The sequence below is a fragment of the Pseudomonas sp. N-1-13 genome, assembly GCF_057787095.1.
Window position 1 is genome coordinate 1827974 of the sequence record NZ_JBYNRI010000001.1, and the last position, 17437, is coordinate 1845410.

The window sequence follows — 17437 nt, forward strand, 5'->3', positions numbered from 1 at the left end:
AGGCTATTTATACCCGAGCCGCGGTGACAGCGGCCGAACCCCAGGTGGTCCTCCAGCGACGCTTGACGCCGTACAGGCCGAACCAGGCCAGGACGCCGAGGCTGGCGAACAACCACAGTGCCAGTTGATAGCTGCCGGTGCTTTGCTTGATCGCGCCCATGCCTGCCGCCAGGGCGAAACCGCCGATGCCGCCGGCCATGCCGATCAATCCGGTCATCACGCCGATCTCGCGACGGAAGCGTTGTGGCACCAGTTGGAATACCGCGCCGTTGCCCGCACCCAAACCGAGCATGGTGCAGACGAACAAGGCCAGGGCCGCGTAGGAGCTTGGCAGGTTGAAGCCCACTGCCGCGATGCAGACAGCGGCCACGGTGTACATGCCCAACAGGGTGCGAATGCCACCGAAACGATCCGCCAGGGCGCCGCCCAGTGGACGCATCAGGCTGCCCCCGAAGACGCAAGCGGCGGTGTAGTAACCGGCGGTCACCGGGCTCAGGCCGTACTGGTCGTTGAAGTAGCCGGGCAGTGCGCTGGCCAGGCCGATGAAGCCGCCGAAGGTCACACTGTAGAAGAACATGAACCACCAGCTGTCCCGGTCGCCCAGGGCCTTGAGGTAGTCGCCCATGGATTTGGCTTTTGGTCGCTCGGGAGCGTTCTTGGCCAGCCAGGCAAAGAGGATCAGGGTCACGATCAGCGGGATCAGCGCGAAACCGAACACGTTGCTCCAGCCGAATGCCACTGCCATTACCGGTGCGATCAGCGCAGCCAGTACGGTGCCCGAGTTACCAGCGCCGGCAATGCCCATGGCCTTGCCCTGGTGCTGTGGCGGATACCACTGGGAGGCCAGCGGCAGGGCCACGGCGAATGACGCACCGGCCACGCCCAGGAACAGCCCCAGCAGCAAGGCTTGTTCGTAGCTGTGGATGCCCAGTTTCCAGGCACAGAACAGTGCACCGATCACAATCACCTGACCGACCATACCGGCGGTTTTCGGTGAAATCCGGTCGGCCAGCAGGCCCATGAACAAGCGCAGTACGGCACCGGCCAGGATCGGCGTAGCCACCATCAGGCCGCGTTGCTGGGTGGTCAGGTGCAGGTCGGCAGAGATCTGCACCGCCAGTGGACCGAGCAGGTACCAGACCATGAAACTCAGGTCGAAATAGAGGAAGGCCGCGAACAGTGTCGGGGTGTGGCCGGATTTCCAGAAGCTTGAATTCATCGCGCACCTCAGCTGTAAAAGTCTCGAGAAATGAGTCAGTGCCTTGAAGCAGTGCGCCGCCTGTGGCTGCACCACCGACCCCGGACTGTGGGATCAAAACAAAAAAACGCCGCAACCCGAATCGCCAGGGGGCGAGGAGGGTGTGCGACGTCTTTGTCGTAGGTGGGGCAACCGCCGTTGGTTACCTGTGGCTTTGCTAAAGCGAGAACTGTGCCAACAGGGGAGCAGTGTGAGACCTATCGCGAGCAGGCTCGCTCCCACAGTGGATCTTCAGTGGCCATGAAACCTGTGGGAGCGGGCCTGCTCCCACATTGGAGTTCCAGTGGCCACAGGATCTGTGGGAGCGAGCCTGCTCGCGATAGCGCCGGGCCAGGCGCTGCAAGGCTTTCAGCCGAGCAGCTCATTCATCGCAATGATCTGCTCGGCCACCTGGATCAGCTTCTGCTGGCGACTCATGGCCTGGCGGCGCATCAGGGTGTAGGCCTGTTCTTCGTTGCATTCTTTCATCTTCATCAGCATGCCCTTGGCCAGTTCGATGCGTTTGCGTTCGGCCAGTTGCTGGTCCCGGGCCAGGAGCTGGGCGCGCAGGGCCTGGTCGCTTTCGAAGCGGGCCATGGCCACGTCGAGGATCGGTTGCAGGCGCGCGGCGTGGATGCCTTCGACGATGTAGGCGCTCACGCCCGATTTGATCGCCTGGCGCATTACATCCGGGTCGTGCTCGTCGGTAAACATGACGATCGGTCGTGGCTGGTCGCGGCTGACCAGCACCACTTGCTCCATGACATCGCGTCCGGGTGACTCGGTATCGATCAGGATCACGTCCGGACGCACTGTTTCGACGCGTGCCGGCAGGTCGATGGTCAATCCGGATTCATCGATGACTTCGAACCCGGCCTCAATCAGGGCCGCTTTGAGACGGCCGACTTTTTTCGCGGTGTCGTTGATCAGCAGGATACGCAGCATGGTCGTGGCTCCTGTCAGCGGCTGGCGAAGAGGGGAGCCGCATCGCTCAAAGCGTGCAGTTTGAAGCTTTTGGCATAAGCGGCCGGATCCGAGCCGTCCCAGATGGTGCCGTCGATCAATTGGCTGCTGCGCATGTCCTGGCGGGGGGCGGCGATGTCCAGTGCCGCGCAGGCTTGACGGTATAGCGTGAGCTGCTGGACTTGCTGTGCCACGGCCAGATAATCCGGGTCTTCACGCAACAGGCCCCAGCGGCGGAACTGGGTCATGAACCACATGCCATCGGACAGGTAGGGCAGGTTCACTTCGCCGTTGCCGTGGAAACGCATCGCGTGAGGGTCCTGCCAGCTGTTGCCCAGCCCGTCGGCGTAAATCCCTAACAGGCGCGGCTCGATGCAATCCAGCGGTGCGTCCAGGTATTCGGGGGCACTCAATAGTTGTGCGGTGCTGCGGCGGTTCTCGGTGCTTTGCTCAATGAAGCGACTGGCTTGCAGGATCGCCATCACCAGTGCGCGGGCGGTATTGGGGTATTGCTCGACGAATGCACGGGTGCAGCCGAGGACTTTTTCCGGGTGATCGGGCCAGATGGTTTGAGTCGTCGCCAGGGTGAAGCCCAGGTTCTGTTTGACCGCACTGGCGCACCACGGCTCGCCCACGCAGAACCCGTCGATCCGTCCGGCCTGCAGGTGGGCGATCATTTGCGGCGGCGGTACCACCACACTGTCGACATCCGACAGCGGATGGATGCCTTGAGCGGCGAGCCAGTAATAGAGCCACATGGCGTGGGTGCCAGTGGGGAAGGTCTGGGCGAAAGTCAGTTTCGGGCGAGTTTGGTGCACATGCTGTTCCAGTGCCTCAGGACTGGTCACGCCTTGGGCCTGCAAGCCATGGGAAAGGTTGATGCTCTGGCCGTTCTGGTTCAGCCCCATCAACACCGCCATGTCGGTCGGCGCGACCCCGCCGATGCCCAGGTGCACCGCGTAGATCAGGCCATACAGGCTGTGGGCGGCATCGATTTCACCACTGACCAGCTTGTCCCGCAGGTTGGCCCAGGACGCTTGGCGCTTGAGGTTCAAAGTCAGCCCGTAAGGCTGGGCAAAGCCCTGGGTGGCGGCCACCACCAGCGGCGCGCAGTCGCTCAAGGCCATGAAGCCAAGATTGATCGCGCTCTTTTCCGGGGCATCGCTGCCGTTGACCCAGGCCAGGGGGTTGGCTGGAACTTCATTCATCGCGCATCACCTTTCCACAAAAAAAGGCGCCGTATCCGGACGTTTGCAAGGCCGGATGACGACGCCGTTGTCCTTCAAATACAGTGTGGCACTCATTCCGTCGTTGGCATGGGTGCCGATGAACGCAAGTGGTGCAAGGCATATGCCATCGCCGCTGTTTTGTGCAGGCGCCTCGCGTGCGTCGTCGTAGCCCGGCTATAATCGCCGCCTCATTTCGTCGCCTGAGTCCAAGCCGCCCATGTACACCCTGGCCCGTGAACTGCTGTTCAAACTTTCCCCGGAAACCTCCCACGATCTGTCCCTGGACCTGATCGGTGCGGGTGGACGTTTGGGCCTCAATGGTCTGCTGTGCAAGGCGCCGGCTAAATTGCCGGTGAATGTGATGGGGCTTGAGTTCCCCAACCCGGTCGGGCTGGCGGCGGGCCTGGACAAGAATGGCGCGGCCATCGACGGTTTTGCCCAGTTGGGGTTCGGTTTCGTGGAAATCGGCACCGTTACCCCGCGTGCCCAGCCGGGCAACCCCAAGCCACGGATTTTCCGCCTGCCGCAAGCCGAGGCGATCATCAACCGCATGGGCTTTAACAACCTGGGCGTCGACCATTTGCTGGGGCGTGTGGCTGCCGCCAAGTACAAGGGCGTGCTGGGCATCAACATCGGCAAGAACTTCGACACACCGGTGGAGCGCGCGGTTGACGATTATCTGATCTGCCTGGACAAGGTCTACGCCCACGCCAGTTATGTGACCGTCAACGTCAGTTCCCCGAACACTCCGGGGCTGCGCAGCCTGCAATTTGGTGATTCGCTCAAGCAACTGCTGGCTGACCTGGCTCGACGTCGCGCCGAATTGGCGGTGATCCATGGCAAGCATGTGCCACTGGCCATCAAGATCGCCCCGGACATGACCGACGAAGAGACCGCACAGGTGGCCCAGGCCCTGATCGACACCGGAATGGACGCGGTGATTGCCACCAACACGACGCTGGGTCGCGAAGGCGTCGAAGGGGTGGAACACGCCGACGAGGCGGGCGGGCTGTCCGGTGCGCCGGTGCGGGACAAGAGCACCCATACCGTGAAAGTGCTGGCCGCCGAACTGGCGGGGCGCTTGCCGATCATCGCGGCGGGTGGCATCACCGAGGGCAAGCATGCTGCCGAAAAAATCAGCGCAGGCGCGAGCCTGGTGCAGATTTATTCGGGCTTTATCTATAAGGGGCCGGCGTTGATTCGGGAATCGGTGGATGCGATTGCTGCACTGCGTTGATTCTCAAGGTGCAACGCGATTCAACTGTGGCGAGGGGATTTATCCCCGCTGGGGCGCGAAGCGGCCCCAAACAGCTCACTCGTTAAACCTGACACTCTGAGGGGCTGCTGCGCAGCCCAGCGGGGATAAATCCCCTCGCCACAACTGTATTCACAGCCCAGCTTTTTGCAGTGTTCATGAAACCCAGGCATTAAAAAGGGCTCCTCGAAGGAGCCCCCTGGGCCGAAGCCCGCCGTCCGGATGGGACGTGCGTGGTTAAATCGATGTGAGTATCAAATTGTCGAGTTCTTGAGTGTTAAGCCCTGTGTCAGCCGACGGCGTGAAGTTCGTTGAGTCTATGGATACCCGCAGTGCCGGTCATACCGTCCCAATTGTCGCCGCGTCCTTCTCGCCAGCCATTGATCCAGGCTTGACGTACCGACGGTAGAGTAAAGGGGCAAAGCTCACGGGATTTACCACCAACGCCATATTGGTAACCGCGTAAAAATGCTCTTTCCAACGGATCACGCTTAAGTCTTCTCATAGGGTGTTGCCCTCACTTGTTGACTGTTGCTTAGCGTCGACCTCTATTGAGGCCGGGGCAGAATCATTCTGCCGTTGGTGGCTCGTTGCCGGCGTGACGAGCCGAGGTGTTGACGCCGTTGCGACGTCAACCTGTGTTGAGTTCTAACCAAAGCGTCACATGGATGGAATGATCGTTTTGTCATAAGCACGTAACAATAAAGATGTTAGGGCGATAAGTAACATGATGTTCGTCACCCGCTTTCAGGCAAGACCCCTGTATGATCGGCCCTGCATCGAAGGGTGCAGCCCTCAGGCGAATGAGAATGTCCCCCCGTTGCACTCGGGTACTATTCGACGAAAGGGTCGAGTTTTCACAATTTGTTGCACAGAATTTTTTATCTGCCCTCGCCTCTAAGCTCTTTTAACCTGAGCGGCGAGGGCGGCACGGCACACTTTCGTGCCACACGGGTGCTCTTGAGAAAAGCACCTGATTGAACCCGGCCCGGCAATGCGTTGCCCGGTCCACTTAGCCAAAGGCTCTGGAAATCCCATGTCCGATCGTTTCGAACTCTTCCTCACTTGCCCCAAAGGTCTTGAAGGCCTGCTGATCGAGGAAGCCGTCGGGCTTGGCCTTGAAGAGGCGCGTGAGCACACCTCGGCCGTGCGCGGCATGGCCGACATGGAAACGGCTTATCGCCTGTGCCTGTGGTCGCGCCTGGCCAACCGCGTATTGCTGGTGCTCAAGCGCTTCCCGATGAAGGATGCCGAAGACTTGTACCACGGCGTGCTGGATGTGGATTGGCAAGACCACATGCTCGCCGATGGCACCCTGGCGGTGGAGTTCAGCGGCCACGGCTCGGGTATCGACAACACCCACTTCGGCGCCTTGAAGGTCAAGGACGCCATTGTCGACAAGCTGCGTACCCCGACAGGCGAGCGGCCATCCATCGACAAGCTCAACCCGGACCTGCGCATCCACCTGCGCCTGGACCGCGGCGAAGCGATCCTTTCCCTGGACCTTTCTGGCCACAGCCTGCACCAGCGCGGCTATCGCCTGCAGCAAGGCGCCGCGCCCCTGAAAGAAAACCTCGCCGCGGCCATCCTGATCCGTGCCGGCTGGCCGCGTATTGCCGCTGAAGGCGGGGCGTTGGCTGACCCGATGTGCGGCGTCGGTACCTTCCTGGTGGAAGCCGGCATGATCGCCGCCGACATGGCGCCGAACCTGCGTCGCCAGCAGTGGGGTTTTACCGCCTGGCTCGGCCATGTGCCGGCGTTGTGGAAGAAGCTCCACGAAGAAGCCACCGAGCGTGCCGCTGCCGGCCTGGCCAAGCCACCATTGTGGATTCGCGGCTACGAAGCCGACCCACGGCTGATCCAGCCGGGCCGCAACAACGTTGAGCGGGCGGGCCTGAGCGAGTGGATCAAGATTTATCAGGGGGAAGTCGCCACGTTCGAACCCCGCCCGGACCAGAACCAGAAAGGCCTGGTGATCTGCAACCCGCCGTACGGCGAGCGTCTGGGCGACGAAGCCAGCTTGCTCTATCTCTATCAGAACCTCGGCGAGCGCCTGCGCCAGGCCTGCCTGAACTGGGAGGCCGCAGTGTTCACCGGCGCGCCGGACCTGGGCAAGCGCATGGGCATTCGCAGTCACAAGCAGTATTCGTTCTGGAACGGCGCCTTGCCGTGCAAATTGCTGCTGATCAAGGTCCTGCCCGATCAGTTCGTCACCGGCGAGCGTCGTACCCCGGAACAGCGCCAGGCCGAGCGTGAGCTGGCTGAGTACGATCAGGCGCCGGAAGTACCGCAAGAGCGCCAGTACAACAAGAACGGTAACCCGATCAAGCCGGCTCCGGCTCCGGCTCCTGTGGTCGAGCAGGCCCGTTTGAGCGAAGGCGGGCAGATGTTCGCCAATCGCCTGCAAAAAAACCTCAAGCTGCTGAGTAAATGGGCCAAGCGTGAAGGCGTGGACTGCTACCGGGTCTACGATGCCGACATGCCGGAATACTCCATGGCCATCGACCTGTACCACGATTGGGTTCACGTCCAGGAATACGTCGCGCCAAAATCCATCGACCCGGAAAAGGCCTCGGCCCGGCTGTTCGACGCCCTGGCGGCGATTCCCCAGGCACTGAACGTCGACAAGAGCCGAGTGGTGATCAAGCGTCGCGAGCGGCAGAGCGGCACCAAGCAGTACGAGCGCCAGAGCACCCAAGGCAAGTTCACCGAGGTCAACGAAGGCGGCGTGAAGCTGCTGGTCAACCTCACCGACTACCTGGACACTGGGCTGTTTCTCGACCACCGGCCGATGCGCCTGCGGATCCAGAAAGAGGCGGCCGGCAAGCGCTTCCTCAATCTGTTCTGCTACACCGCGACCGCCAGTGTCCACGCTGCCAAGGGCGGTGCGCGCAGCACCACCAGTGTCGACCTGTCGAAAACCTACCTGGACTGGGCGCGGCGCAACCTGTCGCTCAATGGTTTTTCGGATAAGAATCGCCTGGAGCAGGGCGACGTGATGGCTTGGCTTGAAGCCAGTCGTGACGAATACGACCTGATCTTCATCGATCCGCCGACATTCTCCAATTCCAAGCGCATGGAAGGGGTGTTTGACGTGCAGCGCGACCACGTCCAACTGCTGGACCTGGCCATGGCCCGCCTGGCGCCGGGTGGTGTGCTGTACTTCTCCAACAACTTCCGCAAGTTCCAGCTCGAGGACAATCTGGCGGAGCGTTACGCGGTGGAGGAAATCACCGCCAAGACCATCGATCCGGATTTTGCCCGCAATGGCAAGATTCACCGTGCCTGGAAAATCATGGCCCGCTGACCTATAGCCGATTGGATCCATGGAAGCCTTGAAACTCAAGGCTTTCAGGCGTTTTTGTGCTGGTCAAAGTGATGGCTAATAGCTATAACTTAAGCCTGTGGACAGGGCAGTACCTACTGCCTGCCCCTTTCTGAGTTGTATTTATGGCATTGCATCAGGTACGCCCCAGAATCCTGGGTTTTATCAGCGAAGATGTGTCGGCCTGGCTGGTGGCTTCGCTGGTGCTGCTGGCCGGTGCGTTCCTGACCGGTTTGCTGACCTGGGCGATGGCCAATCTGTTTGACCAGCAATTGCGCCAGCGCTTTGAACTGCAAGCCGATGAACGCTTTAGCCGCATCGAGGAACGTTTTCAGGACCAGGAGCAACGTCTCGACAGCCTGAGGCGTTTCTTTGCCAACTCGGCCGGGGTTTCCGAGAGGGAATTCCATGGCTATGCCGAAGCGTTGCTGCGGCGCACTCAGGCGTTCGCCTGGGCGCCTCGGGTGCTGCGCGACGAACGATCATCGTTCGAACAACAAGCCCGCACCGAGGGGGGCGATACGTTTTCCATCCGTGAGCCGGACGACTCCGGTGGCTTGCGTCTGGCCGCCGAACGGGACGAATACGTGCCGGTGTTGTACCTCCAGAATCAACCTTCCTTCAAGGCTCCACGGGGCTTGGACCTGCTCGCCCATCCCTTGCGCCGTGCCACCCTTGAGCGCGCTCGCCACCGGGAGACCATAGTGGTATCGCAACCTTTGGACCTGGCGGGAGAGGCCGCCACCGCCACCCGCGGGGTGTTGCTGGTCGCGCCGGTCTCCAAGGCGTGGTCCAAGGAACCTTTCGGTTACGTCGTGGCTGCCGTCAGCATGCGCCAACTGGTGGGTGATGGCCTGCCGGCGCCCGGTCAGGACAACCTTTCGATGCGGGTCATGGACCTGTCCACGGACGATCGGGAGGAAGTGCTGTTCGAGTCACTCGATCCACCGGGCGAAAGTGACTTGTCGGCGACCCGCCTGTTGCGCCTGGCCGATCGTGACTATCGGATAGAGTTGCGGCCCAGTCACATGTTCCTGTCCACCAACCCTTCCTCGGTGGCCAGCCTGGTGGTATTGGGGGGCTTGCTCAGCCTGCTCCTCAGTGCGCTGCTGTATGTGCTGGTCAGCCAGCGACAGCGGGCCCTGCAGTTGGTCGAGCTGCGGACCCGAGAGCTGCGCGAGCGTGAGCAGGAACTGCGGGGCACTCATGGTCAGTTGCGTGGTGTGCTGAATGCCGCGACCCAGGTTGCGATCATCGCCACGGATCTTCGCGGGGTGATCACCACGTTCAATGCGGGCGCCGAGCAGATGCTTGGCTACGACAGCGGCGAGGTTCTGCACTGCATGACCCTCGAAAGCCTTCACTTGCCGCGCGAGCTCCAGGCCCGGGCCGTACAACTTGCTGCGCGTTATGGCAAACCGATTCCCACGTGCCACGCAATGTTGGTCGAGGGCGGCGAACAGGGTGGCCAGCAGGCCCGGGAATGGACTCTGGTGCGCCGCGATGGCAGCCATCTGACCGTGAACATGCTGGCGACACCGATGCTCGATGATCAGGGGCTGTGGGTCGGGCATCTGGCGATCTGCATCGACATCACCGAACGCAAGCGCGTTCATGAGGCCTTGGCCGCCCGGGACCTGTTGCTGAAAAAGCTCAGTGCCCACGTGCCTGGGGGCATCTACCAGTTCAAGATGGATTTCAATGGGCGTTTCAGCGTGATTTATGCCAGTGATGGCATTCGCGATATCTATGAACTGGAGCCCGAGACACTGGTGCGCAACGCCGAATCGATTTTCTCGCGCATCCATCCGCTGGACAGTGCGCGCGTGCGCAGATCGATCCGCACTTCGGCCGACACCCTGAGCCCATGGCGCGAGGAGTATCGCCTGCAGCTGCCGCAGCGGGGGTTGCGTTGGGTGCGCGGCGAGGCCACGCCTGAGGAGCTGCCAGGCGGCGGGGTGTTGTGGCACGGTTATATTTCCGACATTTCCGATCTCAAGCGGGTGGAAGAAGAACTGCGAGCCTTGTCAGTGACCGACGCCCTGACGGGTATTCGCAACCGGCGCTATTTCCAGGAGCGCCTGACCACGGAGATGGCGCGGGTGGAGCGGGGCACCGGCGAGTTGGCGGTCATCATGCTCGACATCGATCACTTCAAGCGCATCAACGATCAGCATGGTCATGCAGTGGGCGATCGGGTGTTGCAGGCGGTTTGCCAGCGCATCACCCAGCGGCTGCGACGTACCGACGTGTTCTGTCGGCTGGGCGGTGAAGAGTTCGTGGTGTTATGCCCGGACACCGACGGCGAAAGTGCCCAGGCCTTGGCCACAGGGTTGTGGGAAGGGCTGCGCAGCGCGCCGATCGAGGACGTGGGTGTCATCACGGCCAGCTTCGGTATCGCCACCTGGCGGGTCGGGGAGGGGGCGGATGCGCTGCTGCTGCGGGCCGACTCGGGGGTGTACGCGGCCAAGCAGGCCGGACGGGATCGGGTTGAGGTGCAGTTGGGGTAGGCGTTCGCGCCGGTGATCGATGTGGGAGCGAGCCTGCTCGCGATAACGGTGTGCCATTCAACATCGCTGTTCACTGGCTGACGCATCGCGAGCAGACTCGCTCCCACATTCAATTTGGTACGGGTTTAGAGCACCGAAGCCGTCTGCGGCAGTTTCGGCTGGCGGTACAGGTCCAGCAGTACCTGGTCCAGCACCGACGAAGCGCCCCATGGCCGCGGATCGTTGAGAATCGCCACGACGGCCCAGGTGTTGCCGTTGATGTCACGGCTGTAGCCCGCGATGGCGCGAACGGTGTTCAGGGTGCCGGTCTTGACGTGCGCTTCGCCGGCCATGGCGGTGGTCTTGAGACGTTTGCGCATGGTGCCGTCGGTGCCGGCGATGGGCATCGAACTGATGAATTCGGCGGAGTACGGGCTGCGCCACGCGGCTTGCAGCATTGCCGCCATTTCCCGGGCACTCACCCTTTCGGCGCGGGACAGGCCGGAGCCGTTTTCCATGACCAGGTGCGGCGCGGTGATGCCTTTCCTGGCCAGCCACTGGCGTACCACCCGCTGTGCCGCTTTGGCGTCGTCACCGTCGGCTTCGTTGCGGAACTCTGCGCCCAGGCTCAGGAATAATTGCTGGGCCATGGTGTTGTTACTGTATTTGTTGATGTCGCGAATGATCTCCGCCAGGTCCGGCGAGAACGCCCGGGCCAGCACCTTGGCGCTGCTCGGGGTCGCCGCCAGGCGGTCCTTGCCCTGAATGCTGCCGCCCAGTTCCTTCCAGATCGCCCGCACCGCTCCGGCGGTGTAGGTGGGGTGGTCCAGCAGCGCCAGGTAAGTCTGGGAGCTGCAACCGTCACCGAGCTGGCCGCCGACGGTCACGGTCACGCTGCCGTCTGCCTGGGGCACCGGGTTGTAGCGCACGCCACCGGTGCATTGCTTGGAGTTGAGTGCCTTGACCTGGTTTTCGATGCGAATGCTGGCAATCGGCGGCTCCACCGACACCAGCACCCGGCCGGCGTCATTGCGGGCGACAAAACGCAGGGCCTTGAGGTTGACCAGCAAGGAGTCGGGCTTGACCAGGAACGGTTTGTTCTTGTCGTTGCCGTCGTCGTTGAATTCAGGCAACTGCGGTTTGATGAAGAAACCACGGTCCAGCACCAGGTCCCCGGTCACCTGTTGCACGCCATTGGCCCGCAGGTCGCGCATCAGCAGCCAGAGTTTTTCCATGTTCAGCTTGGGGTCGCCGCCACCCTTGAGGTACAGGTTGCCGTTGAGAATCCCGCCGCTGAGGGTGCCGTCGGTGTAGAACTCGGTTTTCCACTGGTGATTGGGCCCCAGCATCTCCAGGGCGGCATAGGTGGTCACCAGCTTCATGGTGGAGGCCGGGTTCACCGAGACGTCGGCGTTGTACAGGGTCGGGGTGCCAGGGCCGTTGAGCGGGATCATCACCAGGGACAAGGCGTTGTTTTGCAGCTTGCTGTTCTTGAGGGCCTTTTGCACATTGGGCGTCAGGGCCGTGTTGATAGTGGCGGCGCTGGTGGATGCGGGCAGGGCCAGGGGAAGAAGAAGGCTGGCCAAAAGCAGTGGACGCAAAGATCTGATCATTTGAAATAAAACCCTACGGGCGAGGGGGGAAAAAACGAGGACATGAAAATGAACGCCCTCAACGTCATGAAAGTGTCGGCATTATGCCCCAAGGTGCAACGGCTTGTGCCGTGCCTGAGCCCTTCGGGGCGCTATTTTTTACCGACGGTAGGCCCACACACCCGATCAGGCGGGCAAACAGTGCACCAAACTGGTAGAGTGCCGGCCGTTATTACTTATGAGGATTGTTCCAATGGCGACTAACCGTTCCCAGCGTCTGCGCAAAAAACTGTGCGTGGATGAATTTCAAGAGCTGGGTTTCGAACTGAACCTGGATTTCAAAGAAGATCTGGCCGATGAGGCCGTTGACGCTTTCCTCGACGCTTTCCTGAAAGAAGCCATGGAAGCCAATGGCCTGGGCTATGTTGGCGGCGACGACTACGGTCTGGTTTGCCTGCAGAAGCGTGGCTCGGTGTCCGAAGAGCAGCGTGCGGCCGTTGAAGCCTGGCTCAAGGCGCGTCCTGAGCTGACCAGCGTTGAAGTCAGCCCGCTGATGGACGTCTGGTACCCGGAAAAGCCGATCAATCCGGTCGCTTGATGGTCTGAAACCGGCAGCCCGTTTGGGTGCCGGTTTTTTTGTGCCTGTCGGTTGGGTAGGTGTTGCCCTTCAGGCTGCCATCGCGAGCAGGCTCGCTCCCACAGGATTGTTGTGAACGACACAGATCCTTCTGTGGGAGCGAGCCTGCTCGCGATGCCTTCAGGCGTTACGCCAGTTCAGGATCACTAAGGTCAACACCCCCGCCACAATCCCCCAGAACGCCGAACCGATGGAAAACAGCGTCAACCCCGATGCCGTGACCATGAAGGTGATCAGTGCTGCCTCCCGTTCCCGGGCTTCGCTCATGGCGATGCTCAAGCCATTGATGATTGAGCCGAACAGCGCCAGCGCCGCGATGGACAGTACCAACTCCTTGGGCAGCGCCGCGAACAACGCCGCCAGTGTCGCGCCGAACACCCCGGCAAGCCCATAGAAAACCCCGCACCAGACTGCTGCCGTATAGCGTTTGTTACGATCCTCATGGGCGTGGGGCCCAGTGCAGATGGCCGCACTGATGGCCGCCAGGTTAATGCCGTGGGAGCCGAACGGTGCCAGCAGCAGCGAGGCGATGCCGGTGCTGGTGATCAGCGGCGAGGCCGGTACGTTGTAACCGTCGGCCCGCAGCACCGCGATGCCAGGCATGTTTTGCGAAGTCATCGCCACCACGAACAATGGAATGCCGATGCTGATGGTGGCCGCCAGGGAGAAGTGCGGCGTGGTCCATACCGGTGTGGCCACTTCCAGGGTAAAGCTGCTGAAGTCCAGCAGCCCCATCAAGCCTGACAGAGCTGTACCGATCAGTAACGCCGCCAGCACCGCGTAGCGCGGCGACAGGCGCTTGACGATCAGGTAGGTGAAAAACATCCCCAGCACCAGACCGGTTCGATGCTGGGCGGCGACGAAAATCTCGCTGCCGATCTTGAACAGGATCCCCGCCAGCAACGCCGCCGCCAGCGAGGCCGGAATGCGCTTGACCAGGCGCTCGAAGCTGCCGGTCAGGCCACAGATCGTTACCAGCACCGCGCAGGTGATGTAGGCGCCGATGGCCTCGCCATAACTGACCCCGCCCAGGCTGGTGATCAGCAGCGCCGCGCCGGGTGTCGACCAGGCGATGGTGATCGGTGTGCGATACCGCAACGACAGGCCAATGGAGCACACGGCCATGCCGATGGAAATCGCCCAGATCCACGAAGAAATCTGCCCGCTGGTCAGCCCTGCCGCCTGTCCGGCCTGGAACATCAACACCAGCGAACTGGTGTAGCCGGTCATCATGGCGATGAAACCGGCGACGATCGCCGATGGCGATGTATCGGCCAACGGACGAAGTGGCGTGGTCGTGACTTCGGTCATGGTGGGCGGTGGTCCTTGTTATAAATTGCAGGAGGGCGGGGGCCACAGGTTCGGGGTTTAAGCCTAAACTCAACCCCGTTGCCGATTGCAATACAGCCACGTCCGTAAACAGCCGTACAGTCGTGTTGCCATCAGAGGTTGTGTACAATCGACGTATTATTTACGTGATACTTGTCAGCGACCCGCTGAGGCGTATTACAGTCACGGTCAATTCGCCGCAGTTCTCCGACTCGAGTGCCCATGAACGAACAGTTGCAGCCCCTCAAGAAACAACCGCGAGCAGGCAAAGCCGGCCGCAGCGGAACCCAGGACGATATTGTCTATGCGCATATTTTCGAGGCCATCCTCGAACAGCGTCTGGCGCCCGGTACAAAGTTGAGCGAAGAGGCGTTGGGGGAGATTTTCGGGGTCAGTCGCACCATCATTCGCCGCGCGTTGTCGCGCTTGGCCCATGAAGGTGTGGTGCTGTTGCGGCCCAATCGCGGCGCCGTGGTGGCCAGCCCGAGTGTTGAAGAGGCCCGCCAGGTATTCATGGCCCGGCGTCTGGTGGAGCGGGCAATCACCGAACTGGCCGTGCAGCACGCCACCGCCGAGCAGCTTGCCGAGCTGCGGCAGATGGTCAGCGACGAGCGCGACAGTTTTTCCCGTGGTGACCGTGGCGCCGGCATCCGCCTGTCAGGCGAGTTCCACCTCAAGCTGGCCGAGGCGGCGAAGAACGCCCCGCTGATCAGCTTCCAGCGCAGCCTGGTATCGCAGACCTCGCTGATCATCGCCCAGTATGAAAGCGGCAACCGCTCCCACTGTTCCTACGACGAACACACCCAATTGATCGACGCCATCGAGGCCCGCGATGCCACCCTGGCGGTGGACCTGATGATGCACCACATGGACCACATCGACAGCAAGCTCAACCTCGACGAAGAAAGCGCGTCGGATGATTTGCATGCGGTGTTTTCGCATTTGTTGCAGAGCAAGAAGCCAGGGCGGTCGACGGCCAAGCTTTGATGAGTTGAATCAGTCATACCGAGTTGCCTTCATCGCGAGCAGGCTCGCTCCCACAAGGGTTATGTGATTGACACAAATCCACTGTGGGAGCGAGCCTGCTCGCGATTGGCAGTCTGACAGGCGCTAGAAATCTAGCGCTGATGCACCAACCGGCCCGCCGCAAAGGTCTGCGCCACCGTCCGGTCATCCCCCAGCGTCATCAACACAAACAACTTCTCGGCAATGTCCCGGGCCTGCTTGAGACGATAGCTCAACAGCGGCGTGGCGTTGTAGTCCAACACCAGAAAGTCCGCATCGCTGCCCGGCTGCAAGGTCCCGATCCGGTCTTCCAGGCGCAAGGCCCGGGCGCCGCCAAGCGTGGCCAGGTACAGCGACTTGAACGGGCTCAGGCGGGCGCCCTGCAACTGCATCACCTTGTAGGCTTCGTTCAGGGTTTGCAGCAGCGAAAAACTGGTGCCGCCCCCCACATCCGTACCCAACCCCACGTTCACTTTGTGCTTCTCGGCCATTGGCAGGTTGAACAGGCCGCTGCCGAGGAAAAAGTTCGAGGTCGGGCAGAACGCGATGGCCGAACCGGTCTCGGCCAGGCGCGCGCATTCGTCGTCACACAGGTGCACGCCGTGGGCGAACACCGAGCGTTCGCCGAGCAGTTGGTAGTGGTCGTAGACGTCCAGATAACCTTTGCGCTCGGGGAACAGTTCCTTGACCCATTGCACTTCCTGCAGGTTCTCACTGATGTGAGTCTGCATGTACAGGTCGGGATATTCCCCCAGCAACTGACCCGCCAGGGCCAGTTGTTCCGGCGTGCTGGTCGGCGCAAAACGCGGGGTCACGGCGTAATGCAGGCGGCCCTTGCCATGCCAGCGCTCGATCAGCGCTTTGCTTTGGGTGTAGCTGGATTCGGCGGTGTCGATCAGGTAGTCCGGGGCGTTGCGATCCATCATCACTTTGCCGGCGATCATCCGCAGGTCGAGTTTCTCGGCCACCTCGAAAAACGCGTTCACCGATTGCGGGTGCACACTGCCAAACACCAGCGCGGTGGTGGTGCCGTTGCGCAGCAGTTCCTTGACGAAAATATCGGCGACGGCGTCGGCATGAGCCTTGTCGGCGAACTGACTTTCGCAGGGGAAGGTGTAGGTGTTGAGCCAGTCCAGCAATTGCTCGCCGTAAGCCCCGACCATGCCGGTCTGCGGCAGGTGGATGTGGGTGTCGATGAAGCCGGGCGTGATCAGCGCGTCCTGGTAATGAGTGATCTCGATGTCGGCCGCCAGGCTCGGCAGCAACTCGCTGGCGTGGCCGATGGCGCTGATCTGGCCGTTTTCCACCACCAGCAGGCCGTCTTCAAAATATTCATAGGACGCTTCAATGCCGACTTCGGCAGGGTCGGCGAGGCTGTGGAGCAGGGCGGCGCGGTAGGCTTTACGTGTCAGGGGCATGGGAATTCTCAACGATTGTTCAACGGTTCGCCTGGCTGCGGCGCGAGGCCGGCAACAGCTTGGCAATCGGTTCGGCGCGCGTGGTGTGCTGGCCGAAATCCGCGTTATAGGTGGCGATGATTTCACCGGCGATGGAGATGGCGATTTCCACAGGCAACTTGCCTTTGACGTCGCCAATGCCCATCGGGCAGCGCATGCGCTGCAAGGTGCTGCTGTCGAAGCCGCGATCGCGCAGGCGATGTTCGAACTTGACCCGTTTGGTTTTCGAACCGATCAGGCCGAAGTAAGCGAAGTCGTTGCGCTTGAGGATCGCGGCGCTCAGTTCCAGGTCGAGCTGATGGTTGTGGGTCATGACGATGCAGTAGCTGCCGGCGGGCAGTTCGTCGATTTCATCCAGCGGCTCTTCGCTGACGATCTTGCGCACGCCGTGGGGCAGGTGTTCAGGAAACTCCGCTTCCCGGGAGTCGATCCAGCGCACCTTGCAGGGCAGGCTCGCCAGCAGCGGCACCAGGGCGCGGCCGACGTGGCCGGCGCCGAATACGGCGATCTGCGCCTGGACCTGGCCCATGGGTTCGAACAGCAACACGGTCACGCCGCCGCAGCACTGGCCCAGGCTGGCACCGAGGCTGAAGCGCTCCAGATGGGTGCTTTGCTGGCCGCTGGCGAGCATCTGCCGGGCGATCTCCATGGCCTTGTATTCCAGGTGGCCGCCACCGATGGTGTCGAACGTCTGGCTGGCGCTGATCACCATTTTCGAACCGGCATTGCGCGGGGTCGAGCCGAGCTCTTCGATGATCGTCACCAGCACGCAGGGTTCACCGCGATCTTGCAGGTCGGCGAGGGCGCTGATCCAGTTGTACATATTTCACCTCAACTGATCGTTCCCACGCTCTGCGTGGGAATGCATCTTTGGACGCTCCGCGTCCGCTCTTCAAACTTCGACGCAGAGCGTCGGGGG

The 17437-nt window shown here is 61.6% G+C and carries 13 protein-coding genes; 5 read left to right on the top strand and 8 right to left on the bottom strand.

Annotation, left to right across the window (positions count from 1 at the left end; genetic code table 11):
- Positions 1–7: 7 nt before the first annotated feature.
- The 3 genes from AC3I65_RS08355 to AC3I65_RS08365 all read right to left on the bottom strand — a co-directional run bounded on the left by AC3I65_RS08355 (position 8) and on the right by AC3I65_RS08365 (position 3408).
- Positions 8–1219: a nitrate/nitrite transporter gene (locus AC3I65_RS08355; protein WP_047227151.1), complete on the bottom strand. Its 1212-nt coding sequence runs from the start codon at positions 1217–1219 to the stop codon at positions 8–10.
- A 387-nt stretch (positions 1220–1606) separates the two neighbouring features.
- A complete protein-coding gene (locus tag AC3I65_RS08360) occupies positions 1607–2182 on the bottom strand; it encodes an ANTAR domain-containing response regulator (protein WP_025212689.1) in 576 nt (191 codons plus the stop codon).
- A 14-nt stretch (positions 2183–2196) separates the two neighbouring features.
- Positions 2197–3408 carry a CmpA/NrtA family ABC transporter substrate-binding protein gene (locus tag AC3I65_RS08365; protein WP_047227153.1) on the bottom strand — a complete coding sequence of 404 codons (1212 nt, stop codon included), beginning with the start codon at positions 3406–3408 and terminating at the stop codon, positions 2197–2199.
- A 238-nt stretch (positions 3409–3646) separates the two neighbouring features.
- On the opposite strand from AC3I65_RS08365, the gene AC3I65_RS08370 reads away from it, so the two are divergent.
- Positions 3647–4666, top strand: coding sequence for a quinone-dependent dihydroorotate dehydrogenase (locus AC3I65_RS08370; protein ID WP_047227154.1), 1020 nt, complete (start codon positions 3647–3649; stop codon positions 4664–4666).
- Between the two features lie 307 nt (positions 4667–4973).
- Here the strand turns inward: AC3I65_RS08370 and rmf are convergent, their stop codons facing one another.
- Positions 4974–5189 (bottom strand): ribosome modulation factor, encoded by a 216-nt coding sequence (gene rmf / locus AC3I65_RS08375; RefSeq protein WP_003223300.1) that lies wholly within the window; start codon positions 5187–5189, stop codon positions 4974–4976.
- A gap of 531 nt (positions 5190–5720) precedes the next feature.
- Between rmf and rlmKL the strand changes: the two genes are divergently transcribed.
- Positions 5721–7991, top strand: coding sequence for a bifunctional 23S rRNA (guanine(2069)-N(7))-methyltransferase RlmK/23S rRNA (guanine(2445)-N(2))-methyltransferase RlmL (rlmKL, locus tag AC3I65_RS08380; protein WP_139050738.1), 2271 nt, complete (start codon positions 5721–5723; stop codon positions 7989–7991).
- A gap of 143 nt (positions 7992–8134) precedes the next feature.
- The gene (locus AC3I65_RS08385; protein WP_076385652.1) at positions 8135–10519 is read left to right on the top strand and encodes a sensor domain-containing diguanylate cyclase; all 2385 of its coding nucleotides are present in this window, start codon (positions 8135–8137) and stop codon (positions 10517–10519) included.
- 125 nt (positions 10520–10644) lie between these two features.
- On the opposite strand, the gene dacB is transcribed toward AC3I65_RS08385, so the two are convergent.
- Complete coding sequence (dacB, locus tag AC3I65_RS08390; protein WP_076385650.1) at positions 10645–12111, bottom strand: D-alanyl-D-alanine carboxypeptidase/D-alanyl-D-alanine endopeptidase; 1467 nt, start codon at positions 12109–12111, stop codon at positions 10645–10647.
- Between the two features lie 232 nt (positions 12112–12343).
- On the opposite strand from dacB, the gene AC3I65_RS08395 reads away from it, so the two are divergent.
- Entirely contained in the window at positions 12344–12688 is a 345-nt protein-coding gene (locus tag AC3I65_RS08395) for a YggL family protein (RefSeq protein WP_047227158.1), read from the top strand.
- A gap of 159 nt (positions 12689–12847) precedes the next feature.
- On the opposite strand, the gene AC3I65_RS08400 is transcribed toward AC3I65_RS08395, so the two are convergent.
- On the bottom strand, positions 12848–14038 hold the full coding sequence (locus tag AC3I65_RS08400; protein WP_488523622.1) for a benzoate/H(+) symporter BenE family transporter: 1191 nt from the start codon (positions 14036–14038) through the stop codon (positions 12848–12850).
- 240 nt (positions 14039–14278) lie between these two features.
- On the opposite strand from AC3I65_RS08400, the gene AC3I65_RS08405 reads away from it, so the two are divergent.
- Positions 14279–15043: a GntR family transcriptional regulator gene (locus AC3I65_RS08405; RefSeq protein WP_003183531.1), complete on the top strand. Its 765-nt coding sequence runs from the start codon at positions 14279–14281 to the stop codon at positions 15041–15043.
- A gap of 131 nt (positions 15044–15174) precedes the next feature.
- Here the strand turns inward: AC3I65_RS08405 and guaD are convergent, their stop codons facing one another.
- Together guaD and xdhC are read right to left on the bottom strand one after the other, a co-directional pair.
- A complete protein-coding gene (guaD, locus tag AC3I65_RS08410) occupies positions 15175–16479 on the bottom strand; it encodes a guanine deaminase (RefSeq protein WP_488523623.1) in 1305 nt (434 codons plus the stop codon).
- A gap of 19 nt (positions 16480–16498) precedes the next feature.
- On the bottom strand, positions 16499–17341 hold the full coding sequence (gene xdhC / locus AC3I65_RS08415) for a xanthine dehydrogenase accessory protein XdhC (protein WP_139050735.1): 843 nt from the start codon (positions 17339–17341) through the stop codon (positions 16499–16501).
- Positions 17342–17437: the final 96 nt, after the last annotated feature.

Coding starts and splice junctions, on each gene's coding strand:
- AC3I65_RS08355 (WP_047227151.1), bottom strand. CDS start 1,219: ATGAATTCAAGCTTCTGGAAATCCGGCCACACCCCGACACTGTTCGCG.
- AC3I65_RS08360 (WP_025212689.1), bottom strand. CDS start 2,182: ATGCTGCGTATCCTGCTGATCAACGACACCGCGAAAAAAGTCGGCCGT.
- AC3I65_RS08365 (WP_047227153.1), bottom strand. CDS start 3,408: ATGAATGAAGTTCCAGCCAACCCCCTGGCCTGGGTCAACGGCAGCGAT.
- AC3I65_RS08370 (WP_047227154.1), top strand. CDS start 3,647: ATGTACACCCTGGCCCGTGAACTGCTGTTCAAACTTTCCCCGGAAACC.
- rmf (WP_003223300.1), bottom strand. CDS start 5,189: ATGAGAAGACTTAAGCGTGATCCGTTGGAAAGAGCATTTTTACGCGGT.
- rlmKL (WP_139050738.1), top strand. CDS start 5,721: ATGTCCGATCGTTTCGAACTCTTCCTCACTTGCCCCAAAGGTCTTGAA.
- AC3I65_RS08385 (WP_076385652.1), top strand. CDS start 8,135: ATGGCATTGCATCAGGTACGCCCCAGAATCCTGGGTTTTATCAGCGAA.
- dacB (WP_076385650.1), bottom strand. CDS start 12,111: ATGATCAGATCTTTGCGTCCACTGCTTTTGGCCAGCCTTCTTCTTCCC.
- AC3I65_RS08395 (WP_047227158.1), top strand. CDS start 12,344: ATGGCGACTAACCGTTCCCAGCGTCTGCGCAAAAAACTGTGCGTGGAT.
- AC3I65_RS08400 (WP_488523622.1), bottom strand. CDS start 14,038: ATGACCGAAGTCACGACCACGCCACTTCGTCCGTTGGCCGATACATCG.
- AC3I65_RS08405 (WP_003183531.1), top strand. CDS start 14,279: ATGAACGAACAGTTGCAGCCCCTCAAGAAACAACCGCGAGCAGGCAAA.
- guaD (WP_488523623.1), bottom strand. CDS start 16,479: ATGCCCCTGACACGTAAAGCCTACCGCGCCGCCCTGCTCCACAGCCTC.
- xdhC (WP_139050735.1), bottom strand. CDS start 17,341: ATGTACAACTGGATCAGCGCCCTCGCCGACCTGCAAGATCGCGGTGAA.